The 21990-nt window shown below is 54.4% G+C and carries 15 protein-coding genes; 5 read left to right on the top strand and 10 right to left on the bottom strand.

The window, feature by feature from the left end; translation table 11 throughout:
- Nucleotides 1-59: 59 nt before the first annotated feature.
- From dmsD to lrp, 9 genes are all read right to left on the bottom strand, one after another.
- On the bottom strand, nucleotides 60-701 hold the full coding sequence (gene dmsD / locus G544_RS0110210) for a Tat proofreading chaperone DmsD (RefSeq protein WP_036023827.1): 642 nt from the start codon (nucleotides 699-701) through the stop codon (nucleotides 60-62).
- Between the two features lie 94 nt (nucleotides 702-795).
- Nucleotides 796-1650: a DmsC/YnfH family molybdoenzyme membrane anchor subunit gene (locus G544_RS0110205; protein ID WP_027274504.1), complete on the bottom strand. Its 855-nt coding sequence runs from the start codon at nucleotides 1648-1650 to the stop codon at nucleotides 796-798.
- 1 nt (nucleotide 1651) lies between these two features.
- A complete protein-coding gene (locus G544_RS0110200; protein WP_027274503.1) occupies nucleotides 1652-2269 on the bottom strand; it encodes a DMSO/selenate family reductase complex B subunit in 618 nt (205 codons plus the stop codon).
- A gap of 10 nt (nucleotides 2270-2279) precedes the next feature.
- On the bottom strand, nucleotides 2280-4718 hold the full coding sequence (locus G544_RS0110195; protein ID WP_036023788.1) for a DmsA/YnfE/YnfF family dimethyl sulfoxide reductase: 2439 nt from the start codon (nucleotides 4716-4718) through the stop codon (nucleotides 2280-2282).
- Between the two features lie 686 nt (nucleotides 4719-5404).
- Nucleotides 5405-6697: a serine--tRNA ligase gene (gene serS, locus G544_RS0110190; protein ID WP_027274501.1), complete on the bottom strand. Its 1293-nt coding sequence runs from the start codon at nucleotides 6695-6697 to the stop codon at nucleotides 5405-5407.
- Nucleotides 6698-6801: 104 nt separating this feature from the next.
- Nucleotides 6802-8145, bottom strand: a complete 1344-nt coding sequence (locus G544_RS0110185) for a replication-associated recombination protein A (protein ID WP_027274500.1) — start codon at nucleotides 8143-8145, stop codon at nucleotides 6802-6804.
- 7 nt (nucleotides 8146-8152) lie between these two features.
- The gene (lolA, locus tag G544_RS0110180; protein WP_027274499.1) at nucleotides 8153-8764 is read right to left on the bottom strand and encodes an outer membrane lipoprotein periplasmic chaperone LolA; all 612 of its coding nucleotides are present in this window, start codon (nucleotides 8762-8764) and stop codon (nucleotides 8153-8155) included.
- Between the two features lie 182 nt (nucleotides 8765-8946).
- Nucleotides 8947-12474 (bottom strand): DNA translocase FtsK 4TM domain-containing protein, encoded by a 3528-nt coding sequence (locus tag G544_RS0110175; protein ID WP_027274498.1) that lies wholly within the window; start codon nucleotides 12472-12474, stop codon nucleotides 8947-8949.
- A 126-nt stretch (nucleotides 12475-12600) separates the two neighbouring features.
- Nucleotides 12601-13095, bottom strand: coding sequence for a leucine-responsive transcriptional regulator Lrp (gene lrp, locus G544_RS0110170; RefSeq protein WP_027274497.1), 495 nt, complete (start codon nucleotides 13093-13095; stop codon nucleotides 12601-12603).
- A 564-nt stretch (nucleotides 13096-13659) separates the two neighbouring features.
- On the opposite strand from lrp, the gene trxB reads away from it, so the two are divergent.
- From trxB to infA, 5 genes are all read left to right on the top strand, one after another.
- A complete protein-coding gene (gene trxB / locus G544_RS0110165; RefSeq protein WP_027274496.1) occupies nucleotides 13660-14613 on the top strand; it encodes a thioredoxin-disulfide reductase in 954 nt (317 codons plus the stop codon).
- A 270-nt stretch (nucleotides 14614-14883) separates the two neighbouring features.
- Nucleotides 14884-16659 (top strand): heme ABC transporter permease/ATP-binding protein CydD, encoded by a 1776-nt coding sequence (gene cydD / locus G544_RS0110160; protein WP_027274495.1) that lies wholly within the window; start codon nucleotides 14884-14886, stop codon nucleotides 16657-16659.
- Nucleotides 16660-16661: 2 nt separating this feature from the next.
- Entirely contained in the window at nucleotides 16662-18380 is a 1719-nt protein-coding gene (cydC, locus tag G544_RS0110155) for a heme ABC transporter ATP-binding protein/permease CydC (protein ID WP_027274494.1), read from the top strand.
- Between the two features lie 15 nt (nucleotides 18381-18395).
- Nucleotides 18396-19109, top strand: coding sequence for a leucyl/phenylalanyl-tRNA--protein transferase (gene aat, locus G544_RS0110150; RefSeq protein ID WP_027274493.1), 714 nt, complete (start codon nucleotides 18396-18398; stop codon nucleotides 19107-19109).
- A gap of 146 nt (nucleotides 19110-19255) precedes the next feature.
- Nucleotides 19256-19474: a translation initiation factor IF-1 gene (gene infA / locus G544_RS0110145; RefSeq protein ID WP_027274492.1), complete on the top strand. Its 219-nt coding sequence runs from the start codon at nucleotides 19256-19258 to the stop codon at nucleotides 19472-19474.
- A 220-nt stretch (nucleotides 19475-19694) separates the two neighbouring features.
- Here the strand turns inward: infA and clpA are convergent, their stop codons facing one another.
- Nucleotides 19695-21977 (bottom strand): ATP-dependent Clp protease ATP-binding subunit ClpA, encoded by a 2283-nt coding sequence (gene clpA / locus G544_RS0110140; protein WP_027274491.1) that lies wholly within the window; start codon nucleotides 21975-21977, stop codon nucleotides 19695-19697.
- Nucleotides 21978-21990 lie beyond the last annotated feature (13 nt).

The following is a 21990-nucleotide window of genomic DNA, read 5'->3' as shown; positions in this document are numbered from 1 at the left end:
CAGGCCCACTTCCGCTATCGCACTGCCCGCGCCGTCTCAGGTTATATTCTGCCTGCTTATCAGAAAAACAGCGTCTTTTTTACGACGACCGGCTGAACGCTTTCCCGCCAGTCTTTTAGCGTCGCCCTCGCCAACTGCGCAACGCCGCGATAAAAGGGATGCACACTCCGCTCTTCCAGTAAGGTAAAAAAGCGGTCGCTCCAGGGCAACAGATGTTCTCCTAACAAAACGCTTAGCTGCTCGGGGCGATTCTCAGCCAGCCACGCGGCCATCATCAATAGCAGACCGATGTGATCTTCCGGTTCGCGCATCTTCTGCTCCACGCTGATACCCAAAGAGGCCTGCCAGGCCCGCAGCGCCAGCGTTGACTCCCCAAACACCACCATTTCTCTATCGAGATAAACCGAGCCCCAAGGGGGCGTGGGTAGCTCATTAGGGCCGATAAACAGGGTCTGATAGGCTTCAGGCAAGAGCGCACGCCGCTCTGCCGCCAGCCCCTGCGATATCTCAGCCGCAGCCGGCTCCAGATCAGCGCCAGCCCCACAGGGCCACTCGCTGGGCCAGCCGTTCTGGGAAAGCAGATCCAGCAGAGGCGCAACCTCTTCCCGCTCAGGACTGTAGTACAACAAGGCACCAAGCATCCTTCCGGTTAAAGAAATCGCACTCAGACTGTTTTCGGTAGGCTTAACGGATGAACTCATAAAATAGCCCTTATTGGTTCTGGCTTTTATAAAACAAGGCAATAAATGTATCAGAAAAGAAGCGGCGACGTCTGAAAGTCGCCGCTCTATCACGTTAACCGCCGAAGGTGACGCCGACGGTCATATGCAGGTTGTAGAATACGGCGCGCCCAATAATTTCACCGAGCACCACCAGAATAAATCCCGGTAGCATATGGGCAATCCCCGGACGTTGACCGCGAACCATCGGATAAATCCACAGCGCAAGTCCGATAGCCACCAAAATCACGCGCAGCGCCATCATTGAACCAAAGTTCGGCACCATTGCCGTCACCGACGTTACGGTACTGTACATGCTGCCCAACTCCGCGCCCTGCATCATGCCAAAAGCCGCACTGACGATAAGCGCGATGACGCTGACTGCGGCAAGCGGTCTGCCGCTGCACGAGCACTGGTCGCCTCTAAGCAGGCGGCCCAACAGCGGGCCGCCGATAATGGCGGTCATAAAGAAGCTCAGCGTAGTGTAACCACTATGCCAGGTAGGTACAGTATCAATCTGATACACCCTGCTCATGGCATAGATAAAGGCTACGCCAGCAATCATGGCTACGATAAGCCATGGCTTGCCCAACGCGGTCGGCATTTTGTCCAGCATCGCCAAAAGCCAGTAAATACCGCCGAGGGCGAAAAACGCAATGCCGCAGGCAATTTCATTACTCAACGCCGATTCGCCAACGCGGTTTAACGAATTAAGCGCGCGAGCGATAGTGCCCAGGTGCATCATGGAAAGCAGGAAACCTATCCCCAGCAACACCCAGAGAAAGAACATGCCTTTATGAATTGATTTACGCTGCGCTTCATCCGTTTTGCTGCACAGAAGCGCAAGCCCCATTACAATAAAGCCGCCCACGGCGCACTGGCCCAGTACGGTAAACAGCATCAGAGGCCATTCATGCCATCCCAGTCCCATCTTACACCTCCTTCGGATTGGATAAATGACCCGCTTTATCGCCCACCGGGCGAGCGCAGGCGTTAGGCTTCAGCACGATATTCGGCTGGGTGTATTTTGCTTCAGGCAGCGGAGCGACTTCGGCAAGCGTGCCGTACTTTTTACGCAGTTCATCAATTGGCCCAAAGTCCAACGCTCGCAGCGGGCAGGACTCCACGCACATCGGCTTCTTGCCGACCGCTACGCGCTCGTGGCAGCCGTCGCACTTGGTCATGTGGCCCTTCACCGCATTGAACTGGGGAGCGCCGTAAGGGCATGCCATATGGCAGTAACGACAGCCAATGCACACCTCTTCGTTCACCACGACAAAACCGTCCTCACGCTTGTGCATCGCACCGCTTGGGCAGACCTTCACGCAGGCAGGGTCGCTGCAGTGGTTACAGGCAATAGACAAATAGTAGGCAAACACGTTATGCCGCCATCCGTCGCCGTCCTTTTGCCAATCGCCGCCGGAGTACTCATAGACGCGACGGAAACTGACCTCCGGCGTCAGGTCTTTATAGTCTTTACAGGCCAATTCGCAGGTTTTGCAGCCCGTGCAACGACTGGAATCAATAAAAAAACCGTATTGCGTTGTCATTAGCAGCTCCTTAAACCTTTGCAACTTCAACCAGATTGGTGTGCTGCGGGTTGCCTTTCGCCAGAGGCGATGGGCGCTGCGTAGTCAGCACGTTGATACAACCCCCGTGGTCGACGCCCTTTTCATCCGGCGAGAACCACGCGCCTTCCCCCAGCGCCACAACGCCAGGCATCATGCGAGGGGTCACTTTGGCCTCAATATGAACTTCACCGCGATCGTTAAAAATGCGAATAACGTCACCGTTTTTAATACCGCGCTGCTGGGCATCCATCGGATTCACCCACACTTCCTGACGGGCCGCAGCCTTAAGGACGTCAACATTACCGTAGGTAGAATGACAGCGCGCCTTGTAGTGGAAGCCAATTAGCTGCAGCGGATATTTCTTACGCAGAGGAGAATCAAAGCCTTCGAAAGTGGAGACCTGAATCGGCAGCGGATCGACGACGTCCCCTTCCGGCAGTTGCCAGCTCTTGGCAATATCGGCCAGCCGTTCGGAGTAAATCTCAATTTTACCCGACGGCGTGGGAAGCGGATTAGCCTGCGGATCGTCACGAAACGCCTTATAGGCAACAAAATGCCCGGCTGGATCTTTACGCTTGACGATCCCCATTTGACGAAACTCTTCAAAGGTCGGAAGCTGAGGATCTTTATCCCGCGTTAACTGATAAAGGTGACGCAGCCACTCTTCCTGAGTACGCCCTTCGGTAAACTTCTGCTCGACGCCCATTCGTTTAGCAATTTCAGAGGTCATCTCATAGATGGAGCGGCACTCAAACTGCGGTTTAATCGCCTGGTCGGCAAAAATCACATATCCCATGTTGCCGGAAGTGGCGTCCATACAGAAATCCATCTGCTCCGAGGTAGTCAAGTCCGGCAGTAGAATATCGGCACAGCGGGCGCTGGCGGTCATGTGGTTGTCAATGACCACAATCATTTCGCACTTGGTGTCATCTTCCAGGATCTTAAGCGTTTTATTGATATCTGAATGCTGGTTGATGATGCTGTTGCCGGCGTAGTTCCAGATGAACTTAATCGGCTGTTTCAACCTTTCGGTGTTGCGCACGCCGTCATGGGTAGCGGTCATTTCCGGGCCGCGCAGAATGGCGTCAGTCCATAAGAAGAAAGAGATGCTGTCCTTAATCGGGTTTTCCAGCGTAGGGAAACGAACGAACGGAATGGCGTAGGTGCCGCCCTGAGCGCCACTGTTGCCGCCATTGATGCCGACGTTGCCGGTCAGACAGGCCAGCGTCGCGATCGCCCGCGCCGTCATTTCCCCGTTAGCGTGGCGCTGCGGCCCCCATCCCTGACAGATAAACGCAGGCTTGGCGCTGCCGATTTCGCGCGCCAGCTTGATAATGCTATCGGCGGGAACGGCGGTGATTTTTTCCGCCCACTGTGGCGTTTTAGCGATGCCGTCGGCGCCTTCGCCCAGAATATAGGCCTTATAGTGTCCGTTGCGCGGCGCGGAAGCCGGCAGCGTTTTCTCGTCATAACCCACGCAGTACTTGTCCAGAAAGGCCTGGTCGACCAGATTTTCCGTAATCAGCACATAGGCAATGCCGGCGACCAGCGCAGCGTCAGTGCCCGGCGTAATCGGGATCCACACGTCTTCCCGACCTGCGGCGGTATCGCAATAGCGCGGGTCGATAACAATCATTCTGGCGTTGGAGCGTTCTCGCGCCTGCTCCAACAGGTACGTCATGCCGCCGCCGCTCATGCGGGTTTCAGCCGGGTTATTGCCGAACATCACCACCAGCTTGGTGTTTTCAATATCGGAAAAGCTGTTGCCCGCTCCGCTACCGTAGGTATAGCTTAGCCCGGTGGTAATTTGCGCCGTGCTGTAGGTATTGTAGTGGTTTAAGTAGCCGCCGCAGCAGTTCATCAGGCGAGCAATCAGGGAGGTTCCCGGCGGCCAGGAGCGAGTCACCGTCCCGCCTAACGTTCCGGTCGCATACTGCAGGTAAACGGCCTCATTGCCATAGTCTTTAATAATGCGCTTAAGGCTATTGGCGATTTCATCATAGGCTTCTTCCCACGTAATACGCTTGAATTTGCCTTCACCTCTTTTGCCTACGCGCTTCATCGGATACTTCAATCGATCCGGATTGTATACGCGACGACGCATCGAACGCCCGCGTAGGCAGGCGCGCACCTGATTGTCGGCATAGTCGTCATTGCCGGTATTGTCCGTCTCGACATACTTGATTTCGCCGTTCACCACGTGCATGCGTAGCGGACAGCGGCTGCCGCAGTTGACGGTACAGGCGCTCCAGACCACTTTTTCATCGGCAGCTCCGCTTTGAACGGGACCGCCTTCCGCTTTTGCCGTTCCAAACGGCAACGAAACGCCGCCGGCTGCCAGCGCCAAACCGCCGATAGCGCCGGTTTGCACCAACTGGCGCCGACTGACCTGCAGTACGCCGTCGTTTTTCTTTTCGTCAAGGCTCATAACTCACCTGCTTTCTTATTGTTGAACTAGATATCAGGCCGTTTTTTCACAGTGTTTTTCTTTGCTTACGGGAAATAGCGCCGAAAATGTGAATACCGCGATAAAACGTCACCGGGTTAAACTACTGCTTTCCGAAACGATCGGTAATAAGAAAGGAATATTCAACGTTGTGGAATATCCAACCGATAAAGGCTAACAGCTAAGGAAATATTTATTTTTGGAAGGAGTAATATATCCATCATACTTTTTATCCCTGCCTGACTTTTTATACTACTTTAGGGTTAAAAAGGAACTTGCGTTTAGTCAAAAAAATGCTATTTAAAGAAAGGTTAAGAAATATGGCCTGCTTAAATAAAATAAACCTCTATTTTTTATATTTAAATCAATAAATTGTTTCATTTTCACCACTTTATTATTGTTAACAATAATCATTACCAAATAATATAAACCCGATTCGTTATTTTAAGAAAACGAACGCATACATTCTTAACGCAGTGGAGATAAGGAATCGCAAACAAAGGCCAATTTGTTACGTTTCATTTTAATAAATTAAGGAAAGATTTTTAAAAGGAGTAATAACAGTGAAAAATGTTGTCGCATTCCATTGGTATAAACAATAAAAAACGCCCGATAAGCGGAATTTTCGCTTACCGGGCGCTGTCTATTTACCCGAAATGGAATATCAGTTAACCAATATATTCCAAACCGCCCATATAAGGGCGCAGAACGGCAGGAACTTCAATACGGCCATCGGCCTGCTGATAGTTCTCAAGCACGGCAACCAGCGTACGGCCTACGGCTAAGCCGGAACCGTTCAGCGTGTGCACTAACTGAGTTTTCTTATCGCCCTTGGCGCGGAAGCGGGCCTGCATGCGGCGAGCCTGAAAATCCCACATGTTTGAACAAGAGGAGATTTCACGGTAAGTATTCTGCGCAGGAACCCAAACTTCCAGATCGTAAGTCTTGCGTGAACCAAAGCCCATATCACCGGTACACAGAAGCACTTTTCTATAAGGCAGGCCAAGCAGCTGCAGCACTTTCTCCGCGTGCCCCGTCAGCTCTTCAAGCGCGTTCATTGAATCTTCAGGGCGAACGATCTGAACCAGCTCGACCTTATCGAACTGGTGCATGCGGATAAGGCCGCGAGTGTCGCGCCCGTAAGAACCGGCTTCAGAGCGGAAGCACGGCGTGTGGGCGGTCATTTTCAGCGGCAGGCTGTCTTCGTCCAGAATTTCGTCGCGCACCAGGTTAGTGACCGGCACTTCCGCTGTAGGGATCAGACCGTAGTTGCTGGTTTCAGCTTCTTCAGCCAGCGGCTTGGTGTGGAACAGGTCTTCACCAAACTTCGGCAGTTGCCCTGTGCCAAACAGCGTCGCCTGATTAACCAGATAAGGAACATAGGCTTCGGTGTAGCCATGCTGCGTGGTGTGCAGATCGAGCATAAAATGGGCCAGTGCGCGATGCATGCGGGCAATCTGCCCTTTCATGACCACAAAACGGGCGCCGGTCAGCTTCACCGCAGCGGCAAAGTCCAAACCGCCGCTCATCTCACCTAAGTCAACGTGATCGCGAACGGGGAAATCAAACTTACGCGGCTCGCCCCAGCGGCTAACCTCGAGGTTGTCGCCGTCGTCTTTACCGAAAGGTACTGACTCATCGGGGATATTGGGAATGACAGACACCGAATCATGAATTTCAGCCTGCAGCTTGTCCAGTTCGGCCTTTGCTGCGTTCAGCTTTTCCCCCAACAGGTTCACTTCACGACGCAGAGGCTCAATATCCTCACCGCGCGCTTTTGCTTCGCCAATGGATTTGGATCGGGAATTACGTTCAGCTTGCAGCGTTTCTGTTTCGACCTGCAGTACTTTACGACGCTCTTCCTGTCGGCGTAACGTATCCACGTCCAGCTTATAACCTCTGCGAGCCAGTTTTTCTGCGGTTGCATCCAGCTCATTACGTAATAAATTCGGATCCAGCATGCTAATCCCGTGCCTATCAGTTTTTGAATATTAATAACGATATCAGCGCCTCTGAGGGGCGCTGATAAACCTTTTACAGCTTGTACCTTACCGCAACCTATCGGCTAACGGTAGCGTTTTGTTGCGCTATTTTGATCCTGCTCAGCCAACCAGTTCAGCTTTTCAGCAATCTTGGTTTCCAAACCTCGCGGCTCTGGAAAATAGTAGCGGTGCCCATCCATTTCCGGCGGGAAGTAGCTCTCTCCGGCCGCGTAGGCGTTAGGTTCATCATGAGCGTAGCGATACTCGGCGCCAAAGCCTATTTCTTTCATAAGTTTAGTCGGCGCGTTGCGTAAATGAACGGGGACGTCGTAGTCCGGCCTTTCTCGTGCGTCTTTCACTGCCGCCTTAAAGGCCGTGTACACCGCGTTACTCTTAGGCGCGCAGGCCAGATATACTATCGCCTGTGCAATCGCTCGTTCGCCCTCAGCGGCACCAACGCGCGTAAAGCAGTCCCAGGCAGAGATTGCCACCTGCATGCCGCGGGGATCCGCATTGCCCACGTCTTCAGAAGCGATCGCCAGCAGCCTGCGAGCAACGTAGAGCGGATCGCCGCCGGCGGTAAGAATGCGGGCATACCAGTAAAGCGCCGCGTCGGGCGCAGAGCCCCGCACCGACTTATGCAGCGCGGAAATAAGGTCGTAATAGCGATCGCCCTGATTGTCAAAACGGGCGCTGCGCTCGCCGGAGACTTCTTTTAACAGCTCCGTCGTCAAAACGCGCTGGCCGTCCGACGATATTTCCGCCATATCGGCCATCATTTCCAAAATGTTCAACGCGCGACGCGCATCGCCATTCACCAGTTCGGCCAGCAGGCGGCGCGTTTCATCAGGCAGCTGAACGTTCTGCTTACCGTAGCCGCGCTCTTCATCGTTCATGGCCTGCAGCAGCACCTGCTCGATATCTTCAGCGTCCAGCGACTTAAGCAAATAGACCCGCGCGCGGGACAGCAGTGCCGAATTAAGCTCAAACGACGGGTTTTCGGTGGTCGCACCGATAAAGAAGATCGTTCCGTCCTCAATATGGGGTAAAAACGCGTCCTGTTGGCTTTTGTTAAAACGGTGGACTTCGTCAACGAACAGGATAGTTCTTCTGCCGGCGTCACGATTAATACGCGCTCTTTCTATCGCTTCCCGGATCTCTTTAATACCGGAAGTCACCGCCGAAATGCGTTCGATGTCAGCGCTAGCGTAGCGACCAATAATTTCCGCCAGCGTCGTTTTCCCCGTGCCCGGCGGCCCCCATAAGATCATGGAGTGAAGCTGACCGGCGGCAATCGCGCGCGGCAAAGGCTTGCCGGACGACAGCAGATGGCGCTGGCCGACGTACTCTTCAAGCGAGCGAGGCCGCATGCGCGCGGCCAGCGGCTGAAATTCGTTTTGTGAAAAATCGAGAGACAGGTTGCTCACGCTGACCTCACCGACGCTGGTCGTCCAGAGTGACGCCCTTAGGCGGAGTAAAAGTAAACTTGGATGCGTCAACGGAACCGACCTGCTGCCCCTTCAACTGATAGGTGCTGCGCTGCCCGTCTTGCTCAACGGCGCTGAAGCTCTTAATCGCGCCGTCGCTGGTAACGTTGATGGAAAACGCTTTCAGGTTGCCCTTCTTCGCCTTCGGCGTCAGCTCAAACTCGTCGCCCTTTTGAGCGACGTCGTATTTATCCCAGTCGGTCTTACTGTTGCGCGTAATCAGCATGAAGGGCGTATCGCCCGTCACGCTATTGAGCCAGGTGGCGGTAACCTGCTCAACGAAGGGGTTGTAAAACCACAGCGTTTTACCGTCGGACACCAGAATGCTTTCATCCGGTGAAGTCATATGCCAACGAAACAGGTTCGGCCGCTTGACCCACAGATCGCCTTCGCCCTGTTGGATTGAAGCGCCGCCGGCGTCTTTCACCGTCTGGGTAAAGCGCGCCTGAAAGCTGTTTAGCTTATTCAAGCGCCCTTGCAGATCGGAGCGAGCATCAGCCAATGCGGCGGATGAAGCCACGGTCAACAACAGGCCTGCGACAATAAGAGACTTCTTCATCGTGACTATCACTCCACTCTCATGTAACTCTTTAATTCACCGCGTGCATAGCGTTTCGTTTAGAAGACATGCGACCTAAATCGTGCATTTCGACAGACTATCGCGCTAAAGCGCTTGAACGATAATCTTTTACCTATCTTTTCACTTATAGAGTTCGGGCCGCATAGGCGGCCCGTCGTCGTTTACTCAAACTGAGAGCGTGCGAGCACCTCGCGGTTGCCGCTGTGCCCCGGCGGGCTAACGATGCCCTGAGCTTCCATCTGGTCGATAATTCTCGCCGCCCGGTTATAACCAATGCGGAACTGGCGCTGAATGCCGGAAATGGACGGCTTCTTCTTCTCGATAACAAAAGCCACCGCCTGATCGAACAGCGGATCCAGCTCCTCTTCGCCGTCAAAGCCCAAACCATCGCCGCTTTCGTCAGAGGATGCGGTGATGTTCTCAATATACTGAGGACGCCCGCGGGCCTTCCAATCCTGAACCACGGCGTGTACTTCCTGATCCCGAACGAAGGCGCCGTGCACGCGCATCGGCATAGAAGAGTTCGGCGGCAGATAAAGCATGTCGCCCATGCCGAGCAGCGATTCCGCACCGCCCTGATCGAGGATCGTACGCGAGTCAATCTTGCTGGAAACGGTAAACGCCATTCGAGTCGGAATGTTGGCCTTAATCAGGCCGGTAATGACGTCAACGGACGGACGCTGCGTTGCCAGAACCAAGTGGATCCCCGCCGCGCGCGCTTTTTGCGCCAGTCGAGCAATCAGCTCTTCGACTTTCTTACCCACCGCCATCATCAAATCGGCAAATTCATCTACCATCACGACGATATAGGGCAGTTTTTCCAGTACCGGATGCGTCATGTCCATGCTGTCCGTCGGCTTCCAGAACGGATCGGGAACCGGGCGGCCCAGCGCTTCCGCCTCAGCCAGGCGCTCGTTATAACCCGCCAGGTTTCTTACCCCGAGCGCAGACATCAGCTTATAGCGACGCTCCATCTCTCCGACGCACCAGTTCAGCGCGTTTGCCGCATCCTTCATGTCGGTGACAACTTCGGTCAACAGATGTGGAATGCCTTCATAGACCGACAGCTCAAGCATTTTAGGGTCGATCATGATAAACCGAACTTCTTCCGGCTTGGACTTAAACAGCATGCTTAAGATCATGGCGTTGACGCCGACCGACTTACCTGAACCGGTCGTACCGGCCACCAGTAAATGGGGCATTTTAGCCAGATCCGCCACCACCGGTTGCCCGGAAATATCCTTACCTAAAACTATCGTTAACGGCGACGCGGCGTTGGTGAACTCCGGGCCGTTTAGCACCTCACGCATATAGACGGTTTGGCGGTGCTCGTTCGGCAACTCTAACCCCACGTAGGGCTTACCGGGAATAACTTCCACAACGCGCACGGCGACTACCGACAGGGAGCGCGCCAAGTCTCGCGCCAGGCTGGAAATGCGAGCGGCCTTCACGCCGGGCGCTAAATCCAGTTCAAAGCGCGTAATGACTGGTCCAGGCAGGATATCAACCACGCGCGCTTTGACGCGGAAGTCGGCCAAGCGACGCTCCAACAGCCGCGCCGTTTCTTCCAGCGCTTCCATATCTATCGGCGTCGGGTTGGCCGGCGGCGCGGCCAACAGGTCAAGGGACGGCAAAGGCGTGGTTGGCTTTTCCAACGGGCGCTCGTTGCGCATCAGGAAAGGATGAATCAGCCCTTCCATCGACGGAGCCGTGGGTTCTGACTCTTCTTCCGGTTCCGGCATAAAGGCTGGCGTCTGGGTTGTGAACGCCGGCGCTTGAACCGAAGCCTGCGGATGACTGTCATACTCAGGCTCTGCACGCGGCGTAACGGGTTCAGAGAGCGCCGCCGGGTGCGAGGGCTGTTCCTGAACGGGAGCCACAGGAGCAGAACTAAACGCCGGTGAAGTCACGTCGTTCAGATTGCCAAACGGCAGATCGTCAAAATCCGTTGAGTTAGCCTGCGAAGGCAAAGTAAACAGCGGCTCAACCGGACGGCTTTCCATTGGTTCATCGTCTTCGTCGCGGGCGGATACACCGGCCAACGGGCTATTTTGTGCAGAGAAATCGCCGGCGCTGCTGTGCGCATCGTCCATCTGATAATCGTCACCGTAGCGCTCACGCTGCTCCTCGGCGAAGGCTCTTCTCAGCGCCTCTTCCTGCATGGCGTCCAGATCTTCTTCGCTATTCTGTACGCTTTGCTCTACGTCCTGAATTTTCAGATCGTTCAGCTTTTCTCGTTCACGCAGCTCGGCCTCACGCTGAGACGGCAGCTTGATGCCGTAGGAAGCCAGCTCTCTGCGAGTCGGAATGCGGACCGGATTGGGTCTGGGCAGTTCGGGCCCGATGCCCTGCTTCACCTGAGGCATTCCGCCTACGGGCACTGGCGTAAACGGCATTCCCGTCGAGGCGGAAGTCGTGCTGGCTGCCGCCGCTGCGGTAGAGACGGAAAGCGCATTAAACGCTTCAGATACGGCATCCTGCGGCGCAGTGGAGTTATATTTCGGCGCTTCATTCGAGCTATCAGCGGCATTATTTACGGCTGTCGACGGCCATTCAGGCGCTGGCTCTGGCCACGAACCGTATTGTTCGTGATTATCGGAAGGCTCAGCAGCAGGTTCACGTTCGGAATCAATAGATACGGGCGATACGCTGGTAAACGTCGTTTGCCCGAAGGAAAATGCCGACGAATGCGGTTGCGGAGCTTCGCTAGTGTCGCTTTGCTCAGCGTGCTGCATTTGCGTGGTGAAGGAAGGCGCAGCCGCCTCTTCGCCACCGGGCTGCTCTTCTACGTTTTGAGAAACCAGCGAGCTGTCAAACATGGAAATGTCAACGCGACCAGGCTGTAGCTGAACGCCCTCGCCGATTTCATCCTCTGTTTCTTTCGCCTGCGCAAAAGTGAACGTCTGCTGAACTTCATTATTAACGTTGGAATCGTCTTTTTCTTCTTCGGTTAAGTCCAGCGTAGGGGCTCGAAGTAAAACGTCGTCTTCATCGCCCGCGACCACAACGGTTCTTTCATCCCGCCGTTCGTCAACGTCGTTTTCATTTACGTACGGCTCACCGGAAGATTTTCGCGTCTTGTTGGAGGCAAACGTCAGTATGCCCATGACCACTCCGCCGATTTTTTCCGCGATCGTCAGCCACGACCAGCCGGTCAATAGCGTCAGGCCAACCGCCCAAATGCCCAGCAGGGTCAGCGTCGCCCCCATGCTGTTCATATGCGGAAGCAGCGCACTGTCAATCAGGTTGCCAACGACGCCGCCAGACGCGAAGTAGTACCAGTCGTCAATGCTGATGGAAAAAAGGCCGCAGGAAGAAAAGATAAGCGCCAAAAAGCCAACAAGGCGTAGCGAAAAGGCAAAAAAATCTACGCTCTTTTGTTCGCGCGTAAAGCGATACAGCATCCAGCAGGAAAAAATCATCAAGGGAGGAATGGCATAGGCCAAAATGCCGAAAATAAACAGGAAAACGTCCGCCAGCCACGCGCCGCTCTCCCCGGCTACGTTATGGATGGGCTCATGCCAGGCCGTCTGCGACCAGCTGGGATCGGCAGGATTAAAGCTGACCAGCGCGGCCATCATATAAACGGCAAATACCGTCACGACCAACAGGCCGGCTTCAAGCAGCCGCTGGCGGCTGCTCAGCTTCTTCAACTTAGGCTCTTTATCTTCTATATATTCCTGGCTCAAGAAAGGCTCTCCAGGTCATCGTAGTGACGCAAAAACGGCAGCGCCAGGATTTCCCCAGCGCTGAAACTGTATGGATAAACAGGAGTGTAACGGAAATCCACAGGGTTTGCACCTGTCTCCGTGAACTTATCGCGTTTTAATAACGAGGTGGTTACTCTGCTTTACTTCTTCCATTACGACATAGGTACGCGTGTCGTTAACTCCCGGTAAACGCAGCAGGGTTTCACCCAGCAGCTTTCTGTATGCCGACATGTCGGATACGCGCGTTTTCAACAGATAGTCAAAGTCACCCGAAACCAGGTGGCACTCCTGAATTTCCTCAAGCTTTTGAACGGCAGTGTTGAACTGTTCAAAAACGTCGGCCGCGCCGCGGTTTAGCGTAATTTCAACAAAAACCAGCAGTGAAGCGTCCAGATAGTGGGGGTTTAACAACGCCGTATAGCCCTGAATAAATTTTTGTCTTTCCAAACGGCGAACGCGCTCTAAACAAGGCGTCGGCGAAAGGCCTACGCGCTTTGAAAGCTCAACGTTAGAGATACGGCCATCCATCTGCAATTCATTCAGAATATTGCGGTCAATACGGTCTAAATCTTTACTAGGGCGTTTTTTATTGTCTACCATTTTTTTTCTCTCAATATCTTCCTTGTTTCTGATACACCACTCTCTCTCCATATAAAGATAGTTGGCGCCACCGTTCAGCCAGGCTTGATAAGAATAGCCCGCATAGTGCTCTGCGCCTTCTGCTATTGTTCCTGCCTCAATAGCAAAAGGCCTGCCTGTCGCAAAGACTTATCGTCCTCTCTGTTTTTGTTTTTGACAGGGCAACCCTACCAAACGAACCGCTGAACAAGTTGAATTAGCCGTTAATCCACGTAAATAAAGAGTAAGTCTCTGTAACCTTGCCTGATTACCCACCTTCATAGACTTTATTCACGCGATTACTAGCGTAATTACAAGATAATGTTTTCGCAAATACACGCTGTATTGTCAAAGTAAAAGAGTAAAAAAAAGCACATATCTCTATAAAAAATCATAATTGCGTTGTTTTTTATCCAAAAAGCATCATTCAATAGGCAATAACTATCATAAGGATTGATGTAAACGGGTTACGCGCTTTTTTTCATGGTGTATTTTTCTTACAATCACCTTACTCTTGCAGCCCCATCCGTTAACAGGAAATCGTTTATGGCCAAACATTGTCAACTTCTGATCCTCGGTTCCGGCCCCGCAGGCTATACCGCGGCCGTTTATGCCGCGCGGGCAAACCTCAAGCCGGTGCTGATCACAGGCATCGAACAGGGTGGTCAGTTGACCACGACGACCGAAGTCGAAAACTGGCCCGGTGATGCTGAAGGCCTAACCGGTCCCGGCCTGATGGAGCGTATGCGTGAGCATGCGCTGAAATTTAATACCGAAGTCATTATCGATCATATTCATAAAGTTGACTTTCAGGCCCGCCCCTTCCGCCTGTTTGGCGATAGTGAAGAATATACCTGCGACGCGCTGATCGTTGCGACCGGCGCGTCCGCGCAATATCTTGGCCTCCCCTCCGAAGAGAGCTTCAAAGGCCGGGGCGTATCGGCCTGCGCCACCTGCGACGGCTTCTTCTACCGTAACCAAAAAGTCGCGGTTGTCGGCGGCGGCAACACGGCCGTTGAGGAAGCGCTTTATCTGTCGAATATCGCAGCGGAAGTTCACCTTATTCACCGTCGCGACAGCTTCCGCGCCGAAAAGATTCTTATCGACCGCATGATGGAAAAAGTGCGCAGCGGCAGCATCATTCTGCACACCGACAGAACTCTGGATGAAGTGCTGGGCGACGATATGGGCGTTACCGGCGTTCGCCTCAAGGATACCAAAACGCAGGTGACGGAAGAGCTTACGCTGACGGGCGTGTTTATCGCCATCGGCCACCGCCCCAATACCGCTATTTTCGCCGGCCAGCTTGAGATGAAAGACGGCTATTTGTCTATACATTCAGGCACAAACGGCAACGCGACGCAAACCAGCATCCCGGGGATTTTCGCCGCAGGCGACGTCGCTGACCACATTTACCGCCAGGCGATCACCTCCGCCGGCAGCGGCTGCATGGCGGCGCTTGACGCAGAGCGCTATCTGGAGACGCTATACTCTAAATAATTCGAGTTGTAGGACAAAACGTCCATGACGTTTTGAACAGCGTAAAGCGCTGGCCCTTTAGGGCGAGGCCCATAAATGGGCCGAGTATTTGCAGCCAACGCAGCTACAAGTTGAAGGACGACGAGTATAAATAACAAATAATAGCTATTGTGTTGAATTTATAGCTACCTCAATATAGTAAGGCGACCTCAGGTCGCCTTATTCTTTTACAGCGGTGTGGTATCCTAAGCCGCATATCGTAAGGCTAACCAGTCCATTCTTATGTCTGAAATGAAAAAAACACGGCAGCGCGAACTCACGCGCTGGTTAAAGAATAACGGTTTACTTGCCCGCCGCTGGTTACGCGTATCGACGCTGTTGGGGCTTCTTAGCGGCCTGCTGATTATCGGCCAGGCGTGGCTTTTAGCGACGCTGCTGCATGAACTCATTATCGAACAGGTTTCCCGCTCTTCTCTTACCACCTACTTTCTTTTGCTGATTGCCACCGTAGCACTGCGTGCGGTACTGGTCTGGCTACGGGAGCAGGCCGGATTTATCTACGGAGCGACTATCCGTCAGTCTATCCGCCAACAGGTGCTCAACCGGCTTGAAGCGCTAGGCCCGGCTTGGATTCAGGGAAAACCGGCCGGCAGCTGGGCGACGATGATTTTAGAACAAATTGACGATATGCAGGATTTCTACGCTCGATATCAGCCCCAAATGATGCTGGCCGTCACCGTGCCGCTGCTAATTCTGGCCGCCGTTTTTCCCATCAACTGGATTGCGGGACTGATTTTATTCGTCACCGCACCGCTGATCCCTATCTTTATGGCGCTGGTTGGAATGGGCGCGGCCGAGGCCAACCGGCGCAACTTTATCGCTCTGGCGCGCCTGAGCGGCAACTTTTTGGACAGGCTGAGAGGATTGGATACTCTACGCCTATTTCACCGCGCCGAGGCGGAAACCGAACAGATTCGCCAGGCCTCGGAAGACTTTCGCTCTCGCACAATGGACGTATTGAAGCTGGCGTTTCTCTCTTCCGCCGTGTTGGAATTTTTCGCGTCAGTCTCTATCGCCGTCGCCGCCGTTTACTTTGGCTTCTCCTACCTTGGAGAGCTGAACTTTGGCCACTATGGCACGCCCGTTACGCTTTTCGCCGGCTTTCTGGTTTTAATATTGGCGCCGGAGTTTTTCCAGCCTCTGCGCGACCTCGGTACCTACTATCACGCCAAGGCTCAGGCGATTGGCGCGGCGGAAACGCTGGAGACATTTTTAAACGCAGAAACCGACGCTGCGCCAGCGGCGGCTGAGAAGAAGGCCTCCTTGAATATTAGTGACAACGTCACACTTCAAGCCACAAATCTGGAAATCCTGTCTCCCGATGGCCACCCCCTTGCCGGCCCGCTCAGCTTCTCGCTGTCGCCAGGCCATAAAGTCGCCATCGTCGGCCACAGCGGAGCGGGAAAAAGCTCCCTGCTTAACCTGTTGCTTGGGTTTCTCCCTTATCGCGGCTCGCTCACCGTCAACGGTACGGAGCTAAAAGCGCTGAGCGCCGAGCAGTGGCGCCAGAACTTAAGCTGGGTTGGACAGAATCCCCACCTGCCGGAACGTACGCTGAGAGAGAACATTACGCTTTCTTCCCCGGATGCCTCGGAAGAACAAATCGCCCAAGCGGTGCGCAGAGCCTACGTCGACGAATTTCTGCCGCGTTTTCCTGAAGGGCTGGAAACAGAGGTAGGCGACGGCGCGGCCAGGCTGTCCGTCGGGCAGGCGCAAAGAGTCGCCGTGGCTCGCGCCCTGCTCTCCCCTTGTTACCTGTTGTTATTAGACGAGCCCACCGCCAGCCTGGACGCAAACAGTGAACGCCTCGTTATGGCGGCGCTGAACGACGCCGCCGAGCGACAAACGACGCTGCTGGTCACCCATCGCCTTGAAGATACCGCCCGCTTTGATGAGATTTGGGTCATGGATAAAGGGCAGATTATCCAACAAGGAGACTACCAAACGCTCTCTCGGTCCCCCGGCGCGTTTGCCGACCTGCTGTCTAACCGAAGCGTGGAGGTATAAAAATGAAAGCGCTGCTGCCCTTCCTGGCTCTGTATCGCCGCCATTGGTTTCGCCTGACGCTCGGCATGGCGTTGGCAATCGTTACGATCCTCGCAAGCATAGGGCTGCTCACCCTGTCCGGCTGGTTTTTAGCCGCTTCGGCGCTGGCCGGGCTGGCAGGTCTGCTGACCTTTAACTACATGCTGCCTGCCGCCGGCGTGCGCGGTTCCGCGATTATACGCACCGCCGCTCGCTACGCCGAAAGGTTGGCCAGTCATGATGCAACGTTTCGCGTGCTCGCGCACCTGCGTACGTTCACCTTTCAGAAGATCCTGCCGCTTTCTCCCGGCGCGATTGCCCGCTTCCGTCAGGCCGAGCTGCTTAACCGACTGGTGGCCGACGTCGATACGCTTGACCACCTTTACCTTCGGCTTATGTCGCCCTTGGTCAGCGCCGTTGCCGTCATTTTAGTCGTTACTATCGGCCTTAGCGTTCTCGACGTCTTCCTGGCCCTGACGCTGGGCGGCATTATGCTGGCGCTGCTGTGCGTCATTCCTACGCTGTTCTATCGAACCGGCAAGCCGATTGGCGTTGCGCTGACCTCACTACGAAGCGACTATCGCGGGCAGCTAACCGCCTGGCTGCAGGGCCAGGCGGAGCTGGCCGTTTTTGGCGCCTTGGGCGCGTTTCGCCATAAGCTGGACGACACCGAACGGCAGTGGCTAACTCAGCAGAAAAAGCAGGCTCGGCTCAATGCCGCCTCTCAGTCGCTGATGACGCTGGCTTCCGGGCTAACGTTTATTCTCATTCTTTGGCTAGCTGCCGCAGGCGTTGGCGGAGATACTCATCCTGGCGCCTATATCGCCCTGTTCGTTTTTATTTCTCTGGCCGCCTTTGAAGCGCTTGCGCCGGTCGCCGGCGCTTTCCTCCATCTCGGACAGGTGATGTCTTCCGCCGAACGGGTACACCAGATTATTGAACAAAAGCCTGAGGTAGAATTTCCTACGCAGAAGGTTGGCGCTTCGCCGCAGGCGGCGCTCTCCGTTCAGGCGATTGAATTTACCTATCGTAATCAGCCGTTTCCTGTGCTGAAAGACATCGACTTTCACGTTAACGCCGGTGAACACGTAGCCTTGCTGGGCCGCACCGGCTGCGGCAAATCGACCTTGCTTCAGCTGCTTACGCGAGCCTGGGACCCGCAGCATGGTCAGATTACGCTTAATGGACGCCCGTTGGCCGACTACGACGAGGCAACCCTGCGCGACATGATGGTCGTCGTTACGCAGCGGGTTCACATATTCAGCGCGACGCTCCGCGATAATCTGAAGATGGCGGCGCCAAACGCTGACGATGCCCGCCTGTCTGATGTGCTGGAACGCGTAGGGCTCGGCGCTCTGCTTGCAAAAGAGGGGCTGAACGCCTGGCTCGGCGAAGGCGGTCGTCCGCTGTCCGGCGGCGAACAGCGCCGCATCGGGCTAGCCAGAGTGCTGCTGCACGGCGCTCCGCTGGTCCTGCTCGATGAACCGACGGAAGGGCTGGACGCAGACACGGAAAAGCAAATTCTGCTTGCGCTTCGCACCCACTGCCGGGAAAAGACGGTCATTCTGATCACTCACCGCCTGTCAGACTTAGACCATATGGATAAAATTTACGTAATGGACGAGGGCCGCATCGTTGAACAGGGCAACCACGAGACGCTGCTGGCGCAGAAGGGACAATACTATCGCTTCCATCAGCGATAAGGTGAACGTTAACAAATGCCTTTAATTCAGCTCTCTCCCCACTCTATTGAGTTTCCGCCAATAGACCTCGCGCTGAACGACCCTAACGGTCTTTTGGCGCTGGGGGGCGACCTTTCGCCCGAACGGCTGAAAAACGCCTACCGAAACGGGATATTCCCCTGGTTCAGCCCTGACGATCCTATCTTATGGTGGTCTCCGGACCCAAGGGCCGTGCTGTTCCCCGGCGAGCTGCACGTCAGTCGAAGCATGATCAAGTTCTTAAAGCGTACGGATTTTCGCGTCACGCTAAACCACGCGTTCGAACACGTTATTCACGCCTGCGCGAACGAACGGGATGAAGGCACCTGGATTGCGCCGCAGATGCAAAAGGCATATTTGCAGCTACACCACCAGGGCATAGCCCACTCGGTTGAAGTTTGGCAGGAGGATGAGCTGATAGGCGGACTATACGGCATCGCACAGGGCGCCATGTTTTGCGGCGAATCGATGTTCAGCCGAAGAAGCAACGCCTCTAAGCTTGCGCTATACGCATTCTGTCGGCACTTTATTGACTACGGCGGCAGGCTCATCGACTGCCAGATCCTTAACGACCACACGGCGTCTCTCGGTGTGATAGAGATCCCCCGCTCGGACTATCGACAGCGATTGTCAGATCTTCGAGACCATATGCTCCCTTCACTCTGCTGGCAACCACAGGAATTAAATTTCAGCTATAATAAAAACCCTTAAAAGAAATAGCGCGCTATAATACGCGGCCGAACTAATTCATAACCGTAATAACCCGGCTTAGTTCGCACTCTTTTCTTTACTCTTTGCTTGTTTTTCGGCATTATCTTGCCGGTTAAAAACTAAGGTAGCTAAACCTAGAGGATTCAATGGCCAAAGAAGACAATATTGAAATGCAGGGCACCATTTTAGAAACGTTGCCTAACACTATGTTCCGCGTTGAGCTGGAAAATGGTCACGTTGTGACAGCCCACATCTCTGGCAAAATGCGTAAGAACTACATCCGCATTCTGACCGGCGATAAGGTCACCGTTGAACTGACCCCCTACGACCTGAGCAAAGGCCGCATTATCTTCCGTAGCCGCTAATAGACGGTTTATACGCACATGCGTAAACCGTGGAGCGATAAGCGCTCCTACGCCCTTACCTGAAACGGCAAGGGCGTTTTATTTCTACTCGTCATACTTCAAGTTGCAGATGCGTTGGCTGCGCTCGTTCACCCGAATCACTTACTTATGTAAGCTCATCGGGATTCACTCTCTTGCCACCTTTCTGCAACTCGAATTATTTAGAGTAGTATAGGATACGTTAGTGAACGGCCTTCTCTATTTTCGCCTTTTTCACGCTTTCAAACTGGTACGCCAAAGCGCTCGTGCGTGCGTCAAGCGTTACGCTGACCGAGCCTCCGTTCACCAATTTGCCGAACAGCAGCTCGTTGGTTAGCGGCTTCTTCAGGTGTTCCTGGATCGCTCTTGCCATGGGGCGAGCGCCCATTGCCTTGTCGTATCCTTTTTCTGCCAGCCAACGGCGAGCGTCCTGACTAACTTCCAGCGAAATCCCCTTCGCATCCAGCTGCGCCTGAAGCTCGACGATGAACTTGTCGACGACCTGCTGAATAACCGCTTCGGACAGATGGTTAAACCAGATGATGCCGTCCAACCGGTTGCGGAATTCCGGCGTAAACACCTTCTTGATTTCGCCCAGCGCGTCAGTACGGTTGTCCTGCACTCTGAAACCGATGGACTCGCGCTGCGTCTCCTGTACCCCGGCGTTGGTGGTCATCACCAAAATGACGTTGCGGAAATCGGCCTTACGACCGTTGTTATCCGTCAGGGTGCCGTTGTCCATCACCTGCAGCAGTAGGTTAAAGACGTCCGGATGGGCCTTTTCGATTTCATCGAGCAGCAGCACCGAGTGCGGATGTTTGATCACCGCATCGGTCAGCAAACCGCCCTGATCGAAGCCAACATAGCCGGGAGGCGCGCCGATTAAGCGGCTGACGGTGTGGCGTTCCATGTATTCGGACATATCAAAGCGCAAGAGCTCGATGCCCAGCGCCTTGGCCAGTTGAACCGTCACCTCGGTCTTGCCGACCCCGGTAGGACCTGCGAACAGGAAGGAACCGACGGGCTTACGATCGTCGCCAAGCCCGGCGCGGCTCATCTTGATGGCCTCCGTCAGCGCCGAAATGGCGTTGTCCTGACCGAAGATCATCATGCTCATCCGCTCCGCCAGCGTCTTCAGCACCGTTCTGTCGTTTGCCGACACGGTCTTTTCCGGAATGCGGGCTATCTTGGCTACGATGGTTTCAATATCGCTGACGTTAATCGTCTTTTTCCGCTTATTGGCTGGCACCAGGCGCGCATAGGCCCCCGCCTCGTCAATCACGTCAATCGCTTTATCCGGCTGATGGCGGTCGTTGATGTATTTCTGCGACAGCTCAACCGCGGCGCGAATAGCCTTGGTGGTATAGCGCACGTCGTGATGGTGCTCATACTTCGCCTTCAGGCCCATCAGGATCTGTACGGTCTCCTCAGCGGAAGGCTCCGTAATATCAATCTTCTGGAAGCGGCGAGAAAGCGCGCGATCCTTCTCAAAGATATTGCTGAACTCCTGATAGGTCGTCGAACCCATAACGCGGATCCGACCGTTAGACAGCATCGGTTTAATCAGGTTTGCGACGTCTACCTGCCCGCCGGAAGCGGCACCTGCCCCGATGATGGTGTGAATTTCATCGATGAACAGAATACTGTTCTTGTCGGCTTCCAACTGCTTTAACAGCGCCTTGAAGCGTTTTTCGAAATCGCCGCGATATTTGGTTCCCGCCAGCAGCGCGCCAATGTCGAGCGAATATACGGTACAGTTAGCCATCGCTTCGGGGACATGCCCCTGAACGATGCGCCACGCCAGCCCCTCGGCGATCGCCGTTTTGCCTACGCCGGACTCCCCCACCAGCAGCGGGTTATTCTTACGGCGACGGCACAGCACCTGGATGGTTCTCTCCAGTTCAAGCTCGCGGCCAATCAGCGGATCTATACCGCCGTTTTGCGCCAGCTGATTGAGATTGGAGGTGAAGTTATCCATCCGCTCTTCACCGCCGGGCTGCTCCTCTTCGTTAGACAGCGAGCCTTGGGCTCCCATGTCGTCCTGAGAGCCGTCTTTACGGGTACCGTGGGATATGAAGTTCACGATGTCGAGGCGACTGACGTCGTGCTTGCGCAGCAGGTAGGCCGCATGGGACTCCTGCTCGCTAAAAATGGCCACCAGCACGTTGGCGCCGTTGACCTCCGTGCGGCCAGACGACTGCACGTGAAACACGGCGCGCTGTAAAACCCGCTGGAAACTCAGCGTCGGCTGAGTATCGGATTCAGGACGCCCTTCCTGTAGGCGGGGCGTGTTTTGGCTAATGAACGTTTCCAGCTCATTATGCAATGTGACGACGTCAACCTGGCAGGCGTCCAGCGCTTCTCTGGCCGCTGGGTTACTTAATAAAGCAAGAAGAAGATGCTCTACGGTCAGGTATTCATGACGCTGTTCCCTGGCTCTCGCAAATGCCACATTGAGACTAAGTTCCAGTTCTTGATTAAGCATGGGCACCTCCTCA

Source organism: Leminorella grimontii ATCC 33999 = DSM 5078, from assembly GCF_000439085.1.
Lineage (GTDB): Bacteria > Pseudomonadota > Gammaproteobacteria > Enterobacterales > Enterobacteriaceae > Leminorella > Leminorella grimontii.
This window is presented reverse-complemented; position numbering and strand designations above follow the sequence as displayed.

Bases quoted from the DNA above. Each gene is read 5' to 3' on its own strand.
- cydC (WP_027274494.1), top strand. From the start codon at position 16,662: ATGAAAGCGCTGCTGCCCTTCCTGGCTCTGTATCGCCGCCATTGGTTT.
- G544_RS0110200 (WP_027274503.1), bottom strand. From the start codon at position 2,269: ATGACAACGCAATACGGTTTTTTTATTGATTCCAGTCGTTGCACGGGC.
- lrp (WP_027274497.1), bottom strand. From the start codon at position 13,095: ATGGTAGACAATAAAAAACGCCCTAGTAAAGATTTAGACCGTATTGAC.
- aat (WP_027274493.1), top strand. From the start codon at position 18,396: ATGCCTTTAATTCAGCTCTCTCCCCACTCTATTGAGTTTCCGCCAATA.
- cydD (WP_027274495.1), top strand. From the start codon at position 14,884: ATGAAAAAAACACGGCAGCGCGAACTCACGCGCTGGTTAAAGAATAAC.
- G544_RS0110195 (WP_036023788.1), bottom strand. From the start codon at position 4,718: ATGAGCCTTGACGAAAAGAAAAACGACGGCGTACTGCAGGTCAGTCGG.
- clpA (WP_027274491.1), bottom strand. From the start codon at position 21,977: ATGCTTAATCAAGAACTGGAACTTAGTCTCAATGTGGCATTTGCGAGA.
- serS (WP_027274501.1), bottom strand. From the start codon at position 6,697: ATGCTGGATCCGAATTTATTACGTAATGAGCTGGATGCAACCGCAGAA.
- G544_RS0110205 (WP_027274504.1), bottom strand. From the start codon at position 1,650: ATGGGACTGGGATGGCATGAATGGCCTCTGATGCTGTTTACCGTACTG.
- trxB (WP_027274496.1), top strand. From the start codon at position 13,660: ATGGCCAAACATTGTCAACTTCTGATCCTCGGTTCCGGCCCCGCAGGC.
- infA (WP_027274492.1), top strand. From the start codon at position 19,256: ATGGCCAAAGAAGACAATATTGAAATGCAGGGCACCATTTTAGAAACG.
- lolA (WP_027274499.1), bottom strand. From the start codon at position 8,764: ATGAAGAAGTCTCTTATTGTCGCAGGCCTGTTGTTGACCGTGGCTTCA.
- dmsD (WP_036023827.1), bottom strand. From the start codon at position 701: ATGAGTTCATCCGTTAAGCCTACCGAAAACAGTCTGAGTGCGATTTCT.